This window comes from Streptomyces sparsogenes (assembly GCF_001704635.1).
Lineage (GTDB): Bacteria > Actinomycetota > Actinomycetes > Streptomycetales > Streptomycetaceae > Streptomyces > Streptomyces sparsogenes.
The window spans coordinates 1-19,942 of the sequence record NZ_MAXF01000009.1; the positions used below are offsets into that span (position 1 = coordinate 1).

Below are 19,942 nucleotides of genomic sequence, written 5' to 3' on the forward strand. Positions count from 1 at the left end.
TCCGGGGGGCGGCGCCGGGGGGGGGGGGGGGGGGGCGCCGTGGCCGGCCGGGCGCAGGGCCACGCCCGCGGAGAGGAGCAGCAGCACGCCGAGCATCACGAAGGGCGCGGCCGTCCCGGCGAGGCCCGCGAGGAGGCCCGCGGAGGCGGGCGCGGCGACCTGGCCGAGGCGGTTGCCCGTCAGCCGCAGCGCCAGCGCGGTGGAGCCGGCCCCGTCCGGGGCGGCCTGGACGACGGTGGTCATGGACAGCGGCTGGCCGACGCCGAGGCAGAAGCCGAGCGCGGCCAGCAGGAGGCCGAGCGCCCACGCGGGCAGCGGCAGGGCGAGCGCCGCGCACAGCAGCCCGGCTCCCAGGCAGCTGGCGGCCATCAGGGCGGTGCGGCCCATCAGGCGGATCATCGGGGTCATGACGAGCCGGCAGGCGACGGTGGCGGCGGCGCGCAGGCTCAGCAGCAGTCCGATGACCGCCGGCGCGATGGACCGCTGCTCGCCCACGACGGGGAGGTAGGCGGTGAGGATGTCGGTGGCGGAGAGCACGGCGAGGCTGATGAAGATGCCGGAGGCCACGCCCCGGGTGCGCAGGATGCCGCCGACGGAGACCCGCCCGGGGCGCGCGCCGTCGGCGGAGGGCGGGCGCGGCCCCTTCGCGGGGGCGCGGTGCTCGACGCGCCACAGGGAGGTGACCGCGAAGGCCGCGACGGCGGCGGACCCGAAGAGCGCGGCGGCGCTGGTGCGGGCCAGCGCGTCGGCGTGCTCGGAGACCACCAGACCGGCGGCGACGGGGCCGATGAGCTGGCCGAGGGAGGCGCCGATGGTGAAGTGGCCGAAGTTGCGGTCCTGGTCCTCGGGGGCGCTCTGGCGGGCCACCAGGGACTGCGCCCCGATCACGAAGGACAGGTGGCCCAGGCCCATCACCCCGCTCCAGACGGCCATCTCCACCAGCGACCCGGCCCGGCCGCTGAGCGCGCAGCCGGTCGCGATGAGCGCGACGCCGACGGGCAGCAGCGGGGCGCAGCGCCCGTGGTCGGTGCGCCGCCCCAGCGGTACGGCGGCGAACAGCGGCAGCAGGGCGTAGACGCCGGCGATCACGCCGACCGCCCGGGCGTCCGCGCCCAGCGCGAGAGCCCGGTAGGAGACGGCCGGGCGGGCCATGCTCACCGCCGCCTGCGCGAACGTGAAGGCGATGACCAGCCGCAGCAGCCAGCCCCTACCGGGCTCTCGTATGTCCACAGGTCCCACCGGTTCCACAGGTCAGATGATGCCGAACAACAGGCCCGCGCCGAGCACCACCAGCGAGGCGAGCGCCGCCCACTTCACCACGAAGCGGGTGTGGTCGCCGAACTCGACCTTCGCCATGCCCACCAGGACGTAGACGGCCGGGACCAGCGGGCTGGACATGTGCAGGGCCTGTCCGACCAGGGAGGCGCGGGCGATCTCCACCGGCTCGACGCCGTGCGCGGCCCCGGCCTCGGCGAGGATCGGCACGATGCCGAAGTAGAAGCCGTCGTTGGACATGAAGTAGGTCAGCGGGATGGACAGGATGCCGGTGACCAGGCCCATGTGCGGGCCCATGCCGTCCGGGACGCCGTCGACCAGCCAGCGGGCCATGTGCTCGACCATGCCGGTGCCGGTGAGGACGCCGGTGAAGACCGCGGCGGCGAAGACCATGCCGGCGACGTTGACGACGTTCTCGGAGTGGGCGGCGACGCGGGCCTTCTGGTCGGCGACGCTGGGGAAGTTGACGGTGAGCGCGATGGCGGCGCCGAGCAGGAACAGGACCGGGATGGGCAGGTCCTCGCGGATCATCATGGTCAGCAGCGCGATGGTGAGGGCCGCGTTGAACCAGTACAGCTTGGGGCGCAGGGTGGGCCGGTTCGGGTCGAGACCCTGGTGCTCCTCGGCGCCGTCCACGGCGCCGCCCGCGGGCGCCTCGGCGTCGGTGCCGCCGCCCGCGCCGCCGGTGGCCTTCTTGCCCGTACGGCCCTTGGCGCCGCGGCCGGTGCCGGAACCGGCGCCGACGAGCACGGTCTCGGGCTCGGCGGTGACCTCCTCCAGGGTCAGCGTGCCCAGGCGCTTGCGCTCGCGCAGCCCGAGGCCGTAGGCGAGGGCGAAGACGAAGACCAGGCCGCAGGCGAGGGCCGGGATCATCGGGACGAAGATGTCGCTGGCGTCGAGCTTGAGCGCGGCGGCGGCGCGGGCGGTGGGGCCGCCCCAGGGGAGCGTGTTCATCACGCCGTTGGCCATGGCCGCGACCCCCGTCATGACCACCAGGCTCATCTTCAGCCGCCGGTACAGCGGCACCATGGCCGAGACGGTGATCATGAAGGTGGTGGAGCCGTCGCCGTCGAGCGAGACGATCGCGGCGAGCACGGCGGTGCCGACGACCACCCGCATCGGGTCGGCCTTGCAGAACCGCAGGATGAGCCGGACGATCGGGTCGAAGAGGCCGACGTCGATCATCACCCCGAAGTAGATGATGGCGAACATCAGCATCGCCGCGGTGGGCGCGAGGTCACCGACGCCCTTGATGACGTAGTCCCCCAGGTGCGCCCCCTTCCCGACGAGGACGCAGAAAAGCGCCGGGATGAGCACCAGCGCGCCCATCGGGGTCATCTTCTTCATCATGATCAGCACCAGGAAGGTGGCGATCATGACAAATCCGAGGATTGTCAGCATATTTGGCTACCTCACGTTCACCTTTGAACTCCCCCAGAACTGGCGGTCGAGGTGACGTTAGGTGCCGCAACTTTGCGTTAACAAGGTCTTGACACGTGAGCAATAAGCGCAAAACCCCAGGTCAGCCCGGGGAGGGCGGCTGAGCGGAAGGGGCGGCTCAGGCCGAGGGTGCGACCACCGTGAGCTGCACCGGGCAGCCGTTGAGGACCGCCGTGCCCGAGAGGGGGTCGAGCCGGGAGCCGTCGATCAGCTGGTTGACGTTGACCCCGGGGTGCGCCGCGGCGACCGACATCCGGGTGCCGGGGCGGTCGTGCCCCCAGCCGTGCGGCAGGCTGACCACCCCGGTCCGCACCGCGTCGGTCACCTCCGCCTCGACCTCCAGCTCGCCGCCGTCGCCCTTGACCCGCACCAGGGCGCCGTCGGCCACGCCGAGCCGGGCCGCGTCCTTGGGGTGCACCTGGAGGGTGCAGCGGTTGCTGCCGCCGACGAGGGCGGGGATGTTGTGCATCCAGCTGTTGTTGGAGCGCAGATGGCGGCGGCCGACCAGCAGCAGCCCGTCGGCGCGGCTCTCCAGCGTCCGGCGCAGCCGCTCCGTCTCGGCGGCCAGCGGCTCGGGGCACAGCTCGACGGTGCCGCTGCGGGTCTTGAGCAGGCCGGGCAGCCGGGGCCGCAGCGGCCCCAGGTCGATGCCGTGGGGGTGGGCCAGGACCTTGGCGAGGGTCAGGCCCTCGGGGTCGGCGCCGAAGCCGTCGCCGTACGGGCCGAGCCGCAGCATCAGGTCCAGCCGCCGCTCGGCGCCGTCGACGCCGGTGAGGTGGGCGGCCAGCTCGCCGCGGTCGCGGCCGTGCACCGGCGACTGGGGGTCGGCCACGGCCTTGCCGAGGGCCGCGTCGATCGCCATGGCGTCCACGGCCGCCGGGTCGGCGCCGCCGCGGCCGCTCACGCACAGCACCAGCCGCGCCAGGATCTCGGCCTCGCTGAGCCGGCCGGCCTCCAGCGGGAGGGCGGGGCGGGAGTAGCGGACCTGGTTGCGGACGGCGAAGGCGTTGAAGGCGAAGTCGAAGTGCGGGCTCTGGCCGGGCGGGGGCGGCGGCAGCAGGACGTGCGCGTGGCGTGAGGTCTCGTTGAGGTACGGGTCGACGCTCACCATGAAGTCGAGCCCGGCCAGCGCCCGGTCCAGCCGGTCGCCGTCCGGCGCGGAGAGGACCGGATTGCCCGCTATCACGATCAGCGCCCTGACCCGCCCCTCGCCCGGGGTCTCGATCTCCTCGGCCAGCGCGGCGGCGGGCAGCTCGCCCTTCGCCTCGGGGTGCCCGCCGACCCTGCTGCGCCAGCGGCCGAGCGCGAACCCCTTGCCGGGGCGCGGCGGGCGCGGCGCCCTGGCGGTGGCGGACAGCGGAAACATGGCCCCGCCGGGCCGGTCGAGGTTGCCGGTCAGGGCGTTGAGGACGTCGACCAGCCAGCTGGTGAGGGTGCCGAACTCGACGGTGGTGGAGCCGATCCGCCCGTAGACCACGGCCCGGGGCGCGGCGGCGAGCTCGTGGGCGAGCGTACGGATCTCCTCGGCGGGCAGGTCGCAGGCCCCGGCCACCGCCTCGGGCGGGAAGTCGGCCGCCAGGCGCCGCACCTCGTCCACGCCCGTCAGGTGCTCGCCGACCGCCCCGGGCGCCACCAGGTCCTCGGCGAACACCACCTGCACCAGGGCGAACAGCAGCAGCGCGTCCGTGCCGGGCCGGATGGCCAGGTGCCGGTCGGCGGCCTCGGCGGTGCGGGTGCGGCGCGGATCGACCACGGTGAGCCGCCCGCCGCGGCGGCGCAGGGCCCGCAGCCGGCCGGGGAAGTCGGGGGCGGTGCACAGGCTGCCGCCGGAGTCCAGCGGGTTGGCGCCGATGATCAGCAGGTGGTCGGTGCGGTCGAGGTCGGGCACGGGGACGGCGTTGGCGTCGCCGTAGAGGAGGCCGCTGGAGACGTGCTTGGGCATCTGGTCGAGCGTGCTGGCGGTGAAGAGGTTGGGGGTGCGGAGCGCGCCGAGCAGCAGCGGCGGATACAGCCCGCCCGCCATGGTGTGGACGTTGGGGTTGCCGAGGAACACGGCCGTCGCCCGCGGCCCGTGCTCCGCCAACAGGGGGGCGAGGCCCGCCTCGACGGCGGCGAAGGCCTCGTCCCAGCTCGCCGGCTCCAGCCTGCCGCCGCGCCGCACCCACGGCTGCCGCAGCCGGTCGGGGTCGGCGTCCACCTGGCCGAACGACGCGCCCTTGGGACAGATGAAGCCCCGGCTGAAGACGTCGTCCCCGTCGCCGCGGGCCCCGGTGACCCGCCCCTCCTCCCCGATGGTCAGGGTCAGCCCGCAGGTGGCCTCGCACAGCGGGCAGATACGCAGGGCGGTACGGCTCATCGGTCCCTCCCGGGGACGGCGGCGGCGGTGACGCGATGGCCCCTCACCCTACCGACTGGTAGGCATGTGGGGGGGAGGGTGGCGGGTGTTCAGTCCAGGACGCCGGCCAGATACGCGCGCAGCAGCTCCTTCGTCTCCGCCACGATCACCGGGTCACCCTCCGGGTGGACGCGGAAGGCGAGCCGCAGCAGCGCGTCCGCGGCCTCGACGGCGAGCAGGAAGGCCACCCGCACCCGCTCCCCCGCCTCGCCCGACTCCTCCAGGCCGAGCCGCTCGCCGAGGAGTTCCCGCAGCCGGTCCGCGACCAGGTGGTTGGGCTGGTCGGGCGTCGCGGTCACGGGCACCGGCATGCCGAACTCGACCAGCGCGAAGCCCGGCGCCCCGCGCTTCATCGCCAGGTACTCGTCGACCACCACGTCCATCGCCTCCCGCCAGCCGCCGCCGTCCGCGCCGGACGCGGCGGACGCGGCGGACGCGGCGAGCCGCTCGGTGACGCGCGCGGCGTACTCGTCGAGATTGCGGTGGGCCAGGGCCTCGGCCATGGCGCGCTTGTTGGAGAAGAAGCGGTAGACGGACCCGATGGGCACGCCGGCGCGCTCGGCGACCGCACGGGTACTCAGGTCCTCGTAACCGGTCTCGTCGAGGAGTTCGGCGCAGGCGTCGAGGATCCGGCCGAGGCGTTCTGCGCTGCGGCGCTGGACCGGGGCGCGGCGGAGGGGCGGTATGGGCACGCCACCATCCTGCCCGATCATTGACTCACCCCGCTTTCGATTCCTATGGTCGTACATAGGAATCACGACATGGAATCACTGCGCCGAAAGACGAGTGAGCCAAGTGAGACGAGTGGGCCGAGTGGCGGGAGCCGGACGATGAGCGGCGGAACGGACAGCGGCGGGACGGACATCGAGCGGGCGCGCAAGACGGCCGAAGGGCTGGCCCACTCCCCCGGGTTCGGCAACGAACACAGCAGCGAGGCCGTCGCCGGCGCCCTGCCGGTCGGCCGGAACTCCCCCCAGCGCGCCCCCCTCGGGCTGTACGCGGAGCAGCTGAGCGGCACCGCGTTCACCGAGCCGCGCGCCCACAACCGCCGCTCCTGGCTGTACCGCATCCGCCCTTCCGCGGCGCACCCGCCCTTCGTCCGGGTCGCGGGCGGAGCGCTGCGCGGCGCGCCGTTCACCGAGTGCGCCCCGGACCCGAACCGGCTGCGCTGGGATCCGCTGCCCGAGCCCGCCCCCGGCACCGACTTCCTGGCCGGCCTGTGGACGCTCGGCGGCAACGGCGACCCCGCCCGCCGGGAGGGCATGGCGATCCACCTCTACGCGGCGAACGCGCCGATGACCGACCGGGTGTTCAGCGACTCGGACGGCGAGCTGCTGATCGTGCCCGAGCGGGGCGGGCTGCTGCTGTGCACCGAGTTCGGGCGGCTGCGCGCCGAGCCGGGCCATGTGGCGCTGGTGCCGCGCGGGGTGCGCTTCCGCGTCGAGCCGCTCGACCCCGAGGTGCGCGGCTACGTCTGCGAGAACCACGGCCGCCCCTTCACCCTCCCCGACCTGGGCCCGATCGGCGCCAACGGGCTGGCCAACCCGCGGGACTTCCTGGCCCCGGTCGCGGCGTACGAGGACGTCGAGGGCCCGGTGGAGGTGGTCAACAAGTTCTGCGGCGAGCTGTGGTCGGCGACCTACGACCACTCCCCGCTGGACGTCGTCGCCTGGCACGGCAACCACGTCCCGTACGTCTACGACCTGCGCCGCTTCAATGTGCTCGGCACCATCAGCTACGACCATCCCGACCCGTCGATCTTCACGGTCCTGACCTCGCCCTCGGACACCCCGGGCCTGGCCAACGTGGACTTCGTCGTCTTCGCGCCGCGCTGGCTGGTCGGCGAGGACACCTTCCGGCCGCCGTACTTCCACCGCAATGTGATGAGCGAGTACATGGGCCTGATCGAGGGCGCGTACGACGCGAAGCGCGCCGGCGCGGGCGGCTTCGTGCCCGGCGGCGGCTCGCTGCACAACATGATGTCCGCGCACGGCCCGGACCGGGAGACCTTCGAGCGGGCGAGCGCCGCCGAGCTGGCGCCGCACAAGGTCGACGACGGGCTGGCCTTCATGTTCGAGACCCGCTGGCCGGTGGCGGCCACCCGGCAGGCGCTGGAGGCGGACCACCTCCAGCAGGGGTACGACGATGTGTGGCGGGGCCTGGAGCGGCACTTCCGGTGACCTCCTTCGCCCCCGACTCCCTCACCCTCAACCGCAAACTGCCGCTGTGGTACCAGGTCTCGCAGTCCCTGCGGGCCTCGATACTCGGGCGCGGCCCCCACGAGCCGCTGCGGCTGCCCCCCGAGGACCGCCTGGCCGAGCACTACGGCGTCAGCGTCCTGACCATGCGCCAAGCGCTCAAGGAGCTGGAGTCGGAGGGGCTGATCAGCCGCCACCGGCGGCGCGGCACCTTCATCGAGCCCAGCGCCCGGCGCGGCGCGCCGGTGCGGCTGCTGGGCTCGGTGGACGCGATCGTGGCCCAGCAGTCCGGCGAGCGGACGACCGTGCTCGGCCACGGGCCCGCCGCCGTACCGGCGGAGCTGGCGGAGCACTTCCCGGGGCTACGCGAGGCCATGTCCTACCGGCGGCTGCGGCGCGACGCGGCGGGCGGCGAGCCGACCAACTGGGCCGAGAATTTCGTCCGCCCGGAGGTCGCGGACCGCATCGACGTGGAGGACCTGGCGCGCTGGCCGATGACGAAGGTGCTGCGGGACGCGGTGGGCGTGCGGATCAGCCGCATCACGGACACCGTCGAGGCCCGGCTGGCCGACCCGGAGACGGCCCGGCTGCTCCAGGTGCCCCTGCTCAGCCCGATCCTGCACTACACCGGGGTGACCTACGACGACGCGGGCCGGGCGGTCGACGTGGCCCGCATCCACTACCGGGGCGACCGCTTCTCGTTCACGGTCACCCTCGACGCGGAGTGACCGCCGCCGGGCGGCAGCCCCTTCGCGCCGCGCGGGCGTGGATACGATGCGGGGTGGGAGCGGGAGCGAGTGCCGGGGGAAGGGCTGCGGCGTGACGGCGACACGGGCCACAGGGGCGGCCGACCGGGCCGTATGGGCCGACGCGCCGCTGCTGGCGGACCTGATGCCCTGGTCGGTGGGGCCGCTGCGGCTCGGCCGGGCGTGGGTGCTGGGCCCGGACCCGGCGGTGCTCAAGGCGCGCTGGGAGCGGCTGGTCGCCGCCGGTGACGAGGGCGGGCGGGCGGCGCTGTTCCGCCCGAGCCGCTCCCGGACGCTGCGCAGCGCGGTGCCCCAGTTGCCCGGGCAGCGGACCTCCACCGCCCCGCTGGCGCTGGAGAGCGGGCGGTGCCCGGAGCCGGTGCGGGTGGCCCACGGGCCGTACGACCAGCAGTGGCTGATCCCCGATCACCGGCTGATCGACGCCGCCCGGCCGGAGCTGTGGCGGGTGGCCGACGACCGGCAGATCCACGCCGTCGAGGGGGCCGGCCCCGATCCGGCCCCGACGCTGACGTTCTCGGCGCTGCTGCCGGACGGCCACTCCCCCGCCGGCCGCCCCGGACGCATCCGGCCGCTCTACCGCCGCCCCGGCGGGCGCGAGCCCAATCTGGCGCCGGGGCTGCTCGGCCTTCTCGCCGCCCGGCTGGCCCGGCCGGTGGGCGCCGAGGACTTCCTGGCCTGGGTCGCCGCCTGCGCCGGTCACCGCCCGGAGGGCTGGGCGGTGCCGCTGGCCGCCGACCCGGAGACCTGGGAGGCGGGCGTGGAGCTGGGCCGCCGGGCGCTGTGGCTGCATACGCGCGGGGCGCACAGCGGCGAACGCCCGCGCCTACCGGGCGGTCAGCGCCCCTACGTACGCGCCGCGCTCCCCGAGCGCGGTCTGCCCGGGACCCTCGCGTACGACCCGGAGGAGGCGGCCCTGCACCTCGGCGCGGGCCGCGTCGCACCGGTGCCGCGCGCCGCGTGGGAGTTCCACGCGGGCGGGGTGCGGGTGCTGGAGAGCTGGTTCGAGCGCCGTACGGCCCGGGGCGAGCCCGGCACGCTGGAGGCCGTCGTCCCGGCCGCCTGGCCGCGCGAGTGGACGTCCGAGCTGCTGGAACTGATCACCGTGCTGGCGCTGCTCGCCGAGGAGCGCCCGGCGCGGCGGGCGCTGGCCGAGCGGCTGGCCGCCGGGCCGCGCATCGGCCCGGCGGAGCTGGGCGAGGCGGGCGTACTGCCGGTGCCCGGCGCGGCCCGCCGCCCGGCGTCCGTGCTGGATCATCACGAGGAGGGGCCGGGCGGGCAGTTCGCGCTGGTGTGAGCGCCGCTCCCCCGGTTCGCGACGGGTCGGCCCTGATACAGGGTTGTTGGGGAACGCGCAGGGTTGTTGGGGAACGCAGGACACCGACACGCCTGGTCATGGCGTGTCGGTGTCCTGTATGCACCACAGAGTCACTGCACGGCCTCACCGGCTGGAGCGGGCCGGACGGGCCGCACGGGTCAGTGGCGGCTGCCGAACAGCGAACGGCGCAGTCGGCGCAGCGGCGCGAACAGCGAGACCCTGGCGCCCCTGTTCCGCTCCGTGCGCGCGTGGTCCCGCGCGGTCAGCTCCTGCATCAGCACCGCCGCACCCTCCGCCTCCCGCTGTGGCACGGCAGGGCCGGCCAGCACCGCGAGATGGCGGTCGAGGCGGGCGCTGGTCGAACCGCTCCCGCAGGTGATGGCAGGCACGCGCGGCCTGCTGCGTACTGTTATCTGCTCCATTGTCACTCCCCACCCGTACGAGGGCACCCGCCCCGGGCAGAGTAACCCTACCTCGGCGAGCCGTCACCCACGCACCCCCGGTCGCTGATTCACCTTCACGTCAAGGGCGTTGACGCGTTCACCGCGAATCATGGATCACTCAGGGCGAGTTGCACGACCGGATTCGTGGTCGGCCGGGGCGAGCCGCCGGCCGGTTCCAAGGTCACCGCCAGGCGCTCGGTGTCCGCCCCGAAGCCGCCCGTGACCAGCGGGTCCCCCTCCCCGCTGCCCTTGAGGAGACCGGCCGGGCGGGGAGCGGCGGACCCGCCGGGACCCGCGTCGATCAGCCAGAGCTGGTAGGCGCGCCCCTCGGGCGGCGCGGGCAGCCCGAAGACGGTGACCACGGCCGCGCCGAGCCGGCGGGAGGTGACGGCGTTGATGCCGCGGCCCCGCGCGTCCCGCCCGCTCACGCCGCGGGCGTCCGGCGCCGACAGCACCTGCTCGACGGCGCGTGTCGCGCCCCGCGCGCGGTCCAGCTCCTCGCGGGTGCGGGCCAGTTCGACCCCGGGCACGACCGCGGCGGCCAGGGACAGCGCGGCGGCCGCCGCGGCGAGCCGCAGGCCGAACGCGGGGCGCCGGAAGGACGGGGACGGGCCCGCGGCGCGCGCCCGCCGCCCGCCGGGCCCGGGGCGGCCCGCGTGGGCGGCGCGGGCCGGCTGCCCGGCGGGTCCGCCGGCCGCGGCCGAGGGCGCCTCCTGAGGGGTGGCCCGGGCGGCCGCCAGCACCCGGTCCCGCATCCCTGGCGGGGCAGGGACCGTCACCGCCCGCGCCAGCCGCACCGCGCCCTGCGCCAGCTCCCGCACGTCCCGGGCGCACCCCGGGCAGCGGGCCAGGTGCCGCTCGTACCGACGCCGCTCCCGGGGCGCCAGCGCGTCGAGGGCGTACGCGGCGGCCGACGTGTGCGCCTTGCGCCCCCTGCCGCCCCGGTACGCCGGGGCCCGATCGGCCGCCCGGGCGAAGATCCAGTCGGCCGCCCGGTTGTCGGTCCCGCCGGGGGTCCGGTCCGGGGTCCCGCCGGGGGTCCGGCCGGAGGTCCCGCCGGGGGTCCGGTCCGGGGTCCCGCCGGGGGTCGGGTCGGGGGCCCCGCCGGGGGTCCGGTCCGGGGTCCCGCCGGGGGCCGGGTCGGGGGCCCCGCCGGGGTCCCGCCGGTGCTCATACCGCCGCTCCCAAGGTCCTCGCCCTCCCGGCGGCTGACCCGCTATCCGCAGGGCCGGCTCTCCTCCCCGCCCGACGAGCGGGCCGCCGCGCTGCGCACCGCGCCGGGCGGCCCGCCGCTCGCCGACTCGCGGGCGGGCGGGGCGTCAGAGGGCGCGGAGGGGGCGGAGAGGCGGGAGGAGGCGCCCGGCGGCGGGGTGTTCCCGCGCGGCGTGGACCGCTGGACCCAGGCGCTCACCGCGCTGGTGGCGCGGCACGACATCACCCCGTTCTTCGCCGTGACCGCCTTCGCCACCGCGATGCTGCTCGGCGCGGTGCACGCGCTCGCCCCGGGCCACGGCAAGACGCTCATGGCGGCGGCCGCGGCGGCGGGCGGGCGCACCGCGATGCGCGACGTGCTGGCGCTCGTGGCTTCGGTGACGGTGACCCATACGCTCGGCGTGTTCGCGCTGGGCCTGTTGGTCACGGCGGGGTCGGCCGCCGCGCCGTCCGTGATCGCGTGGCTGGGCGTGGCGAGCGGGGTGCTCGTGGCGCTGGCGGGGGCGGGACTGCTGCGCAAGGCGCTGCGGGTGCGTCGCGGTTCCGTACACCATCACCACCACCATCAACCTCATCACCATCACCACCCACATACCTCCGGCCGTCCCACGCTGCGCGGCACCCTCCTCCTCGGCTTCGCCGGCGGGCTCGTGCCCAGCCCGTCCGCCGTGGTGGTCCTGGTGGGCGCGGCGGCGCTGGGGCAGGCGTGGTTCGGCTTCCTGCTGGTGCTGGCGTACGGGGCGGGGCTGGCGCTGACGCTGACGCTGGCCGAGGCCGCGGTGGTGCGCCTGGGGCGCCGGGCCACGCGGCGGCTGGCCGCCCGGGCCGGGGACGGCGGCCCCGGCCGACGGGTGCTGCGGCTCCTGCACCGCGCCTCGCCCGTCGGCACGGCCGCCGTGGTGCTGGCGCTGGGCTGCGGGCTGGTGCTCAGGGGGGCGGCGGCCGCCATGGGCTGACCCATGCGAGGAGGCCCCGGACGGACGTCCGGGGCCTCCCGCTCTCACGTGGGGGGTGGAGAAGGTGCGTTTGGTGGCGAGGTACAAGCAAACAGCTGATCAGATCCCGTCGGCCGCGTTCAGGACGGGGAGGTAGCCGCCGGACTGACCCGCGGCGGTCGGGTGGTAGGACTCGTCGATGGGCCAGGTGACGCTGTGCAGCCACTCGCTGCCGGAGCAGATCTCGTGGCCGGTGAACGGGGTGGCGACGTCACCGAAGGAGAAGCCGTGGGCGGTGGCGCGCCCCCTGATGACGGAGTTCAGGAAGTCGGAGGCGTTGTTGATGGCGGAGCGCTCGCTCTCGGTGAGCCCCGCGATGCAGTCGCCCTGGAGCTTGTAGAAGCGCGGGTAGCCGAGGACGACGACGCGGGCGGACGGCGCCTTGGAGCTGATCGCGTTGTACACCTGGTCCAGCTTGCCGGGCAGAGTGTTCTGGGCGTAGCTGCGGGCGTTGGCGACGGCGGTGAGGCAGTTGTCCTCCCCGGGCAGCACACAGGTGGTCATGACGTCGGCGAAGCCGGCGTCGTTGCCGCCGATGGAGATGGAGACCAGGCCGGTGCCGGAGTTGAGCGGGCCGAGCTGGTTGTTGAGGACGTCGCCGGTCTTGGCGCCGGAGCAGGCGGTGAAGTTGAAGCTGGAGGGGGCGTGCGCATTGGCCCAGAGGCGGGGGTAGGCCTTGGTGCTGCGCTTGCAACTGCCGCTGGCGGAGTCGTAGCTGCCGGAGCCGACGCCGGACGAGTAGGAGTCGCCGAGCGCCACGTAGGCGGGCGCCGCGGCGCTCTCCGCGGCCTGGGCCGCGCCGGCGCCGGTGAGGGCGAGCACGGCGCCGACCACGAAGGAACAGGCGGTGGCCGTGAGTCTGGACAGTTTCATTCGGTCTCCCTTAGCAGGACTGCTGCCGATGCTGGTGCGACACGACCGCCCACCAAGGGGGCAATCGCGTTCGAAACCGTCTGTCACGTCGCTCGCGCGGTACCGCCTGCGCCCGGCGTGACATGGATATGTCATCCCGCCGAAACGAGGGGTCTATGCGTGTAGTTGGGAAAATCTTCTGGTCGTATCGATGAACTTCGCTCAGGACGGCCCGTCAGGAACGGTGCGGCTCACCGCTCCAGGCGGCTCAGGGCCCGCATGGCCTCGCGCTCGATGCGGGAAAGCTCGCCGAGGACGGTGCCCGCCTGGGCGAGGCACCGCTCATCGCCCGACTCACCGGCCTTCGTGATCAGCGCCGCGACTTCCGTCCACAGCAGGGCCGCCTCGGCGTACAGCCCGTGGCCCGTGCGCAGGTGGCCGCTGTCGAGCAGCGGGGCGCATTCGGCGAGGAAGTCGCGGTAGAGGTTGCGGAACAGGGCCCCGCCGGTGCCGGCCTTCTCCATCAGGAGGGCGGCCCGCGGCAGGTCCCGGCGCGGGTCGTCGGTGCGCTGGAGCCAGCCGCGGACCAGCTTCCCGGCCTTCTCGATGCCCCGGTGGCCGAGGTTGGCGATGGGCGGGTGGAGGAAGGCGTCGGCGCAGGCGGTGATGGCGTCGACGACCTGACTCCGGAGGGACGGCAGGCCCCTCGGGGCGGTGAGGGTGAACGACCGGTGCCTGGCGCTCATCGGCCCGCGCGCGGCCCTGGCCCGGGCCAGACCGGCCAGGCTGGTGGACACCGCCCCGCCTTGCTGATCGGTGTCCACCAGGTAGGCGTCCTGGTCGTCATAGCCGTACATGGCGACGATATGGCCGCCGAAGTGCACCTTCGAGGTGAAGTAGTCCAGGTGGTAGCTGTCGAGCTGGAGTCCGACGGGGCGGCCGGCGTCGATGGCCGCCACCACGTTCTCCCATCCCCTGCGGGGCGAGGTGGTTTCCCGGACCACCAGTTCCAGGTCGAGCCTCGCGGCCAGGTTCCGGGTGAGTTCGAAGGGCTTGACCCGTCCCCCGAGGAAGGGGAAGCCCATGTTCTTGCTGTCCCAGTAGACGAAGGACAGGCCGGAGCCGAGGCCGAACAGCATGGGCTCGGACAGATCGAGCCCTTGGTGGCGCAGCAGCACCCCCGAGGCCGTGGTCTCGCAGTGCCGCGTACCGCGGGCGTCGATGTCTGTCACCGTGGTCATGCCGTGCTCTCCTGGCCGGGGGACGATCCGCCCTCATGGTGGACTCTCCCACGGCGGGAGAGTCCACCCGCATGACGTCCACCCGTATGACACCCGCTGCATGACGCCCTATATCGGGTAAGACTATGCATGAACGCCCCCATTCGGCGGGCTTCTTCGAGAACAGCTCGGTAAACGCCCGTAAACCCGGGTGCGCGACGGCCCTTCGTGCTGAATCATGGCTCGGGAGTGCGCTGACCGACGCACCGCCCCGCTCCTCCCGTCTCGTCCCGTCCCGTCTTCCAGGAGGCAGGCCCTGCCCACCACACCCCCGGAGCAGTCGCTCCCCATCCGGCTGAACGTCGATGACAGCGACTCCCCGTCCGACGTCGTGGACGCGCTCTTCCTCGGGCGGTTCGCGACCGGCGAGCAGCCGTACGCCCGCAGCCACTCCGTGGACCGGGTCAAGTCCGGCAAGACGCTGCTGCCGCCCGCCGCGCGGGTGCTGCGCGCCGCCCGCGACGACGACCGCAGCGCCACCCTCGCCGAGGGCGACGGGTGGACGCTGCTGGTGTCCCGGTGGAACCAGGGCGCGGACGTGACCGTCACGGCCGTCGCGGAGGAACTCGCCGAGAAGGTGCTGCGCCAGGCGGTCGACGGCGCGGAGGACGAGCCGGAGCCCCAGCCGGAGAACGTGTCGATGGGCTTTTGGTACGTCTCCCCGCGGCGCGGCCCGCACCGCACCACCCGGCAGATCTCCGCCGGGACGTGGGAGGAGATCCGGGGCAACTACACCGCCCCGGTCGCCGAGGCCATGGACGGGCTGATGAAGGTCACCCCGGACGACATCGCGGGCCGGCTCCTGCTGCTGCACGGCCCGCCCGGCACCGGCAAGACCTCCGCGCTGCGCACCCTGGCCCGCTCGTGGCGGGACTGGTGCCAGGTGGACTGCGTGCTCGACCCGGAGCGGCTGTTCTCCGACGTCGGCTATCTGATGGACATCGCCATCGGCGAGGACGAGGGCTCGGCCAAGGGCCGCTGGCGGCTGCTGCTGCTCGAGGACTGCGACGAGCTGATCCGCGGCGAGGCCAGGCATACGGCCGGTCAGGCCCTGTCCCGGCTGCTGAACCTGACGGACGGGCTGCTCGGCCAGGGCCGGAACGTGCTCGTCGGGGTGACCACCAACGAGGACCTGGAGCGGCTGCACCCGGCCGTGGTCCGCCCGGGCCGCTGTCTGGCCAGGATCGAGGTGGGCCGGCTCACCCGGGCGGAGGCCGTCGGCTGGCTGGGCAGCGAGGAGGGCATCGCGCGGGACGGCGCGACGCTCGCCGAGCTGTTCGCGCTGCGCCGCGGCACCCGGCCCCCGTCGGTGCCCGCGCAGCCGGCCGAGGCGGACGCGGGGCTGTACCTGTAGCGCCTGCCGGGCCGGGCTGCTCAGGCGTACAGGTCCCGCAGGCGCACCGACAGGCAGGTCACACAGCCCTCCATCTTCTCGAACTCGCTGATGTCCACGGGCACCGGCTCGTACCCGAGGTCCGCGAACAGCTCGGCGCTCCTGGGCGCGCTCGCGGCCATCAGCAGCTTGCCGCCGCCGAGCAGCACGACGTGGGCGCCGGACGCCTCCGGGACCGCGAGGAAGCGCGGGAACGCCCGCACGTCGTCGACCAGCGGCGGATAGCCGATCACCGTGCCGTCGGGGAGGGCGGTGACCGCCGACTTGAGATGGAGCACCTTGCTGACCGGGACGGCCACCACCCGGGCGCCGAGCGGCTCGAAGACGGCGCGCAGCTGCCGTACGCCGCCGGCGTCGGTGCGACCGCCGCGCCCCACGTAGAGGGTGTCGCCGATCTTGAGGACGTCGCCGCCGTCCAGGGTGCCGGGCTCGCGGATCCGGTTCACCGAGCAGCCGAGCGCGGTGACCGTCTCCTCGGCACTGGCGATTTCGGCGCGCCGGGCGGCGGCACCGGGGCGGGCGATCAGCGCGACGTTCTTGTAGACGACCATGGTGTCCTCGACGAACACGCCGTCCGGGCAGTCGTCCGCCGGGGGCACCTCCACCGGCTCCCAGCCGTGGGCGCGCAGCGCCACGACGTAGACCTCCCACTGCCGCAGCGCCAGCGCGGCGTCCACCGGCTCGCGGTCGATGTGGGTGACGAGCCCTTCGGCGAGCCGGGGGCTGGGGCGCCGGACGACGGCTTTGGCACCGATGGCTGTGGTACCGATGGCTGTGGCACCGATGACTGTGGCAGGGGGCACGGTGTCTCCTCGACTCCATACTGTGCGGCCTTGACGCTCTGACACACCTTTGGTTCCTCGGCTCACCCGTCGGCGTAAGCCGCCCGCAGCGCCTCCTCGACGGCGGTGAGGGCGGCGGCCCGGTCCAGGCCGAGCCGCCGGGCCCGCTGGGCGTAGGCCGCCGCCGCGCTCGCGGCCTCGCGGGCGGCCGCGTCGCCCGCGGCGGCGACGAAGGTGCCGTGGCGGCCACGGGTCTCGATCACCCCGTCCGACTCCAGCGCGCGGTAGGCCTTGGCCACGGTGTTCGCGGCGAGCCCCAGCTCCCCGGCGAAGCCGCGTACGGTGGGCAGCTTGTAGCCCACCGGCAGGGTCCCGGAGCGCACCTGGTCGGCGATCTGGGCGCGGATCTGTTCGAAGGGGGCCGTCGCCGAATCCGGGTCGACGGTGATCTGCAGGGCCACGGGCCGGTCTCCAGGGCGTGCGGGCGGTTTTGTGGCATCCATTGTGTGCCACGGCCCGCCGTGAGGACGATCAGGACGCCTTCGCGCGCCCGCGCGGCACCAGCCGCTTGGCCAAGGGCCAGCACAGGATCAGCGCGATCACCACGTACACGGTCACCGCGAAGGGCGTGTTGACCAGGCCCGATACGCTGCCGTCGCTGATCTGGAGGGCCCGCCGGAGCTGTTGTTCGGCCGCCGGGCCGAGGATGACGCCGATCACCGCCGGCAGGACCGGCAGGCCGTAACGCCGCATCAGCAGCCCCAGCAGACCGATGATCAGCAGGATCACCAGGTCCAGCGGCTCGCCGCCCACCGCGTACGCGCCGATCGCCGCGAAGAAGAGGATGCCCGCGTACAGGTACGGCCTCGGGATCCGCAGCAGCTTGGCCCACACCGGAGCCAGCGGCAGGTTGAGCACCAGGAGCATCGCCATGGCGATGAACAGGGAGGCGATCAGCCCCCACACCAGGTCGGGTTCGCGTTCGAAGAGCAGCGGGCCGGGCTGGATGCCGTACTGCTGGAAGGCGGCCAGCATCACGGCGGCGACCGCGGTGGTGGGCAGGCCGAGGGTGAGCATGGACACCAGCGTGCCCGCGGCGGACGCGGAGGCGGCGGACTCCGGACCGGCCACGCCCTCGATCGCGCCCTTGCCGAACTCGTCGCGGTGCTTGGAGAGCCGCTTCTCGGTCACGTACGACAGGAAGGTGGGGATCTCCGCGCCGCCCGCCGGGATCGCGCCGAACGGGAAGCCGATGGCCGGGCCGCGCAGCCAGGGCTTCCAGGTGCGGCGCAGCTCTGCCTTGCCGAGCCAGGGGCGGCCGACCGGGATGGGCTCGTCGGGGCGGCGGCGCAGGTGCAGGGCCACCCACAGCGCCTCGCCGATGGCGAAGAGGCCGACGGCGACGATGACGACGTCGATGCCGTCGGCGAGTTCGAGGGAGCCGAAGGTGAGCCGCTGCTGGCCGGTCATCTGGTCCAGCCCCACCAGGCCGATGGTGAGCCCGATGAGGAGGGAGGCGAAGCCGCGGACGCGGGAGCTGCCGAGCACGGAGGTCACCGCGATGAAGGCCAGCACCATGATGGCGAAGTAGTCGGGCGCGCCGATGTCGACGGCGAGGTCGGCGACGGTCGGGGCGAGGAAGACCAGCAGACAGGTGCCGATCATGCCGCCCGCGAAGTGTCCGATCGCGGCGGCCGCGAGGGCCTGGGCGCCGCGTCCGGAGCGGGCCATGGGATGGCCTTCCATGGCGGCGACGACGGCGGCGGTCTCGCCGGGGGTGTTCAGCAGGATGGAGGTGGTGGAGCCGCCGAACATGCCGCCGTAGTAGATGCCCGCGAACATGATGAACGCGGCGGTGGGGTCGAGCCCGTAGGTGACGGGCAGCAGCAGCGCGACCGCCATGGCCGGGCCGATGCCCGGGAGCACCCCGATGGCGGTGCCCAGCAGCACGCCGACCGCCGCCCACAGCAGGTTGACCGGGCTCAGGGCGGTGCCGAAGCCGTCGAGGAGGGAGGAGAGGGAATCCATCGCGTTACAGCACCTCCATCAGCGGGCCGCCGGGCAGCGGCACCGCGAGCAGACGGTCGAAGACGAAGAAGGTGAGCGTGGACAGGACGGCCGCGATCAGCGGGTCGCGGTGGAAGGCGCGGCTGCCGAGGGCGTACGCCGAGCCCCAGAAGAGCAGCGCGCCGGAGATGGGGAAGCCCAGCGGCTCGATGAGGATGGCGTTGGCGAGGAAGACCCCGGACAGCAGCAGGACGGTGCGCCAGTCGCCGGGGGCGCTCAGGTCGATGTCCTCGCCGCCCTCGGCCTCGCCCTTGCCGCCGCGCAGCACGTCCACGGCCAGCAGGACGGCGACGACCAGCAGGGCGACGCCGACGACGATCGGCACGGTCCTCGGGCCGACGGGGCCGCGCTGGGCGAAGTCGGTGTCCATGGTGAGGGCGTCGGTGAGGACGAGGACGCCGATGGCCAGCAGCAGGGCGCACACGCCGAGTTCGGAGCGGCCGCGCAGGAACGCCCTGATGCCACCTCTGGTGGCCTCTGTGGTGCCGGCGGTCGCGTCGGTGTGGTGGTCCGTCACAGTCCCAGCTCCTTCAGCACCGTGTCCACGCGCCTGTCCTGGGCGGTCAGGAAGCGTCCGAAGTCCTCCCCCGTCATGAAGGCGTCGGTCCAGCGGTTGCGCCGGACCGCCTCCTTCCACTGCTTGGAGGCGTGCATCTTGGTGATCAGGCCGATCAGCTTGTCGCGCTCGGTGTCCGTCAGACCGGGCGGGGCGACGATGCCGCGCCAGTTGGTGAAGGACACGTCCAGCCCGGACTCCCTCAGCGTCGGCGCGTCCAGGCCCGGCAGCCGCTTCTCGCTGGTCACCGCGAGCACCCGCAGCTCGCCCGCCTCGATCTGGTCGAGGTACTCGCCGACGCCGGAGACGCCGAAGGCCACCTTGCCGCCGAGCACGGAGGCGAGCAGCTCGCCGCCGCCGTCGTAGGGGATGTAGTTGACCTTCTTCGGGGCGATCCCGGCGGCCTTGGCCATCAGCATGGGGGCCAGGTGGTCGGGACCGCCGGGCGAGGAGCCGCCGCCCACCGGCAGCGAGCCGGGCTTCTCGCGCCAGTCCGCCACCAGCTGTCCGAAGTCCTGGTACTTGGACCCCTTGGCCACGACCACGATGTCCGGCTCCTGAGTGAGCCGCGCGATGGGCGTCGTGTCGGCGAGCGTGGACGGGGCGTGGTTGGTGTGCACCGCGCCCACCACGCCCAGGCCCATGGACATCGCGAGCTTGCCGTTTCCGCGCTCGGCCACCAGGCGGCTCAGCCCGACCGTGCCGCCCGCGCCGGGCAGGTTGAAGACTTCGATGTTGCGGCTCAGGTCGGCGTCCTCGGCTGCCTTGGCCGCCGTACGGGCCGTGATGTCGTAGCCGCCGCCGGGGGTGTTGGGCACCATCAGGCGCAGTCCGGGGATGTGGGTGCCGCTGGCGGAGCCGCTGCCGGAGCTGAGCAGCGGGGGCCCGAGGAGCACGATCAGCGCCGCCGAGAGTATGGCGAGCGGGGTGCGCAGACGCGGACTGGAGAGCACGGTGACACCGCCTTTCTGT

General features: G+C 74.1%; 17 protein-coding genes and 1 pseudogene. 5 read left to right on the forward strand and 13 right to left on the reverse strand.

From position 1 onward, the window contains the following. The 4 genes from BBH68_RS00245 to BBH68_RS00260 form a co-directional block, all read right to left on the reverse strand. Positions 1 to 1,230, reverse strand: a 1,230-nt coding sequence (locus BBH68_RS00245; protein WP_065957951.1) for an MFS transporter, incomplete at its 3' end; no start/stop codon positions are given. A gap of 21 nt (positions 1,231 to 1,251) precedes the next feature. After that, a complete protein-coding gene (locus BBH68_RS00250) occupies positions 1,252 to 2,676 on the reverse strand; it encodes a CitMHS family transporter (protein WP_065957952.1) in 1,425 nt (474 codons plus the stop codon). A 157-nt stretch (positions 2,677 to 2,833) separates the two neighbouring features. Next, the gene (locus BBH68_RS00255; protein ID WP_065957954.1) at positions 2,834 to 5,071 is read right to left on the reverse strand and encodes a molybdopterin oxidoreductase family protein; all 2,238 of its coding nucleotides are present in this window, start codon (positions 5,069 to 5,071) and stop codon (positions 2,834 to 2,836) included. Between the two features lie 89 nt (positions 5,072 to 5,160). Then, positions 5,161 to 5,823: a TetR/AcrR family transcriptional regulator gene (locus tag BBH68_RS00260; RefSeq protein ID WP_065957956.1), complete on the reverse strand. Its 663-nt coding sequence runs from the start codon at positions 5,821 to 5,823 to the stop codon at positions 5,161 to 5,163. A 117-nt stretch (positions 5,824 to 5,940) separates the two neighbouring features. On the opposite strand from BBH68_RS00260, the gene hmgA reads away from it, so the two are divergent. The 3 genes from hmgA to BBH68_RS00275 all read left to right on the forward strand — a co-directional run bounded on the left by hmgA (position 5,941) and on the right by BBH68_RS00275 (position 9,369). Then, positions 5,941 to 7,290 (forward strand): homogentisate 1,2-dioxygenase, encoded by a 1,350-nt coding sequence (hmgA, locus tag BBH68_RS00265; RefSeq protein WP_065957957.1) that lies wholly within the window; start codon positions 5,941 to 5,943, stop codon positions 7,288 to 7,290. After that, positions 7,287 to 8,036 carry a GntR family transcriptional regulator gene (locus tag BBH68_RS00270; RefSeq protein WP_065957961.1) on the forward strand — a complete coding sequence of 250 codons (750 nt, stop codon included), beginning with the start codon at positions 7,287 to 7,289 and terminating at the stop codon, positions 8,034 to 8,036. The genes hmgA and BBH68_RS00270 overlap by 4 nt, the downstream gene beginning before the upstream one ends. A gap of 91 nt (positions 8,037 to 8,127) precedes the next feature. Further along, positions 8,128 to 9,369 carry a type ISP restriction/modification enzyme gene (locus tag BBH68_RS00275; RefSeq protein ID WP_079150711.1) on the forward strand — a complete coding sequence of 414 codons (1,242 nt, stop codon included), beginning with the start codon at positions 8,128 to 8,130 and terminating at the stop codon, positions 9,367 to 9,369. A 179-nt stretch (positions 9,370 to 9,548) separates the two neighbouring features. Here the strand turns inward: BBH68_RS00275 and BBH68_RS00280 are convergent, their stop codons facing one another. Then, positions 9,549 to 9,812: a hypothetical protein gene (locus BBH68_RS00280; protein WP_065957963.1), complete on the reverse strand. Its 264-nt coding sequence runs from the start codon at positions 9,810 to 9,812 to the stop codon at positions 9,549 to 9,551. Between the two features lie 128 nt (positions 9,813 to 9,940). Continuing rightward, positions 9,941 to 10,813, reverse strand: a complete 873-nt coding sequence (locus BBH68_RS00285; RefSeq protein WP_065957965.1) for an anti-sigma factor — start codon at positions 10,811 to 10,813, stop codon at positions 9,941 to 9,943. A 204-nt stretch (positions 10,814 to 11,017) separates the two neighbouring features. Here BBH68_RS00285 and BBH68_RS00290 point away from each other — a divergent pair. After that, positions 11,018 to 12,001: pseudogene (locus tag BBH68_RS00290) on the forward strand (urease accessory protein UreH domain-containing protein); the annotation flags it as partial. A 99-nt stretch (positions 12,002 to 12,100) separates the two neighbouring features. On the opposite strand, the gene BBH68_RS00295 reads toward BBH68_RS00290, so the two are convergent. Further along, positions 12,101 to 12,913, reverse strand: coding sequence for an SGNH/GDSL hydrolase family protein (locus tag BBH68_RS00295; RefSeq protein ID WP_065957970.1), 813 nt, complete (start codon positions 12,911 to 12,913; stop codon positions 12,101 to 12,103). A 230-nt stretch (positions 12,914 to 13,143) separates the two neighbouring features. Continuing rightward, positions 13,144 to 14,133: a BtrH N-terminal domain-containing protein gene (locus tag BBH68_RS00300; protein WP_065957971.1), complete on the reverse strand. Its 990-nt coding sequence runs from the start codon at positions 14,131 to 14,133 to the stop codon at positions 13,144 to 13,146. A 217-nt stretch (positions 14,134 to 14,350) separates the two neighbouring features. On the opposite strand from BBH68_RS00300, the gene BBH68_RS00305 reads away from it, so the two are divergent. Beyond that, positions 14,351 to 15,526 carry a DUF5925 domain-containing protein gene (locus BBH68_RS00305; protein ID WP_425428746.1) on the forward strand — a complete coding sequence of 392 codons (1,176 nt, stop codon included), beginning with the start codon at positions 14,351 to 14,353 and terminating at the stop codon, positions 15,524 to 15,526. A 20-nt stretch (positions 15,527 to 15,546) separates the two neighbouring features. Here BBH68_RS00305 and ddaH read toward each other — a convergent pair whose 3' ends face one another. The 5 genes from ddaH to BBH68_RS00330 form a co-directional block, all read right to left on the reverse strand. Next, positions 15,547 to 16,368 carry a dimethylargininase gene (gene ddaH / locus BBH68_RS00310; protein ID WP_342673108.1) on the reverse strand — a complete coding sequence of 274 codons (822 nt, stop codon included), beginning with the start codon at positions 16,366 to 16,368 and terminating at the stop codon, positions 15,547 to 15,549. Positions 16,369 to 16,430: 62 nt separating this feature from the next. After that, entirely contained in the window at positions 16,431 to 16,808 is a 378-nt protein-coding gene (locus tag BBH68_RS00315) for a GntR family transcriptional regulator (RefSeq protein ID WP_065957973.1), read from the reverse strand. Between the two features lie 70 nt (positions 16,809 to 16,878). Next, a complete protein-coding gene (locus tag BBH68_RS00320; RefSeq protein WP_065957976.1) occupies positions 16,879 to 18,375 on the reverse strand; it encodes a tripartite tricarboxylate transporter permease in 1,497 nt (498 codons plus the stop codon). Positions 18,376 to 18,379: 4 nt separating this feature from the next. Beyond that, on the reverse strand, positions 18,380 to 18,931 hold the full coding sequence (locus BBH68_RS00325; RefSeq protein ID WP_065957978.1) for a tripartite tricarboxylate transporter TctB family protein: 552 nt from the start codon (positions 18,929 to 18,931) through the stop codon (positions 18,380 to 18,382). Further along, positions 18,928 to 19,923 (reverse strand): Bug family tripartite tricarboxylate transporter substrate binding protein, encoded by a 996-nt coding sequence (locus BBH68_RS00330; RefSeq protein WP_065957981.1) that lies wholly within the window; start codon positions 19,921 to 19,923, stop codon positions 18,928 to 18,930. Before BBH68_RS00330 ends, BBH68_RS00325 begins: the two co-directional genes overlap by 4 nt. Positions 19,924 to 19,942 lie beyond the last annotated feature (19 nt).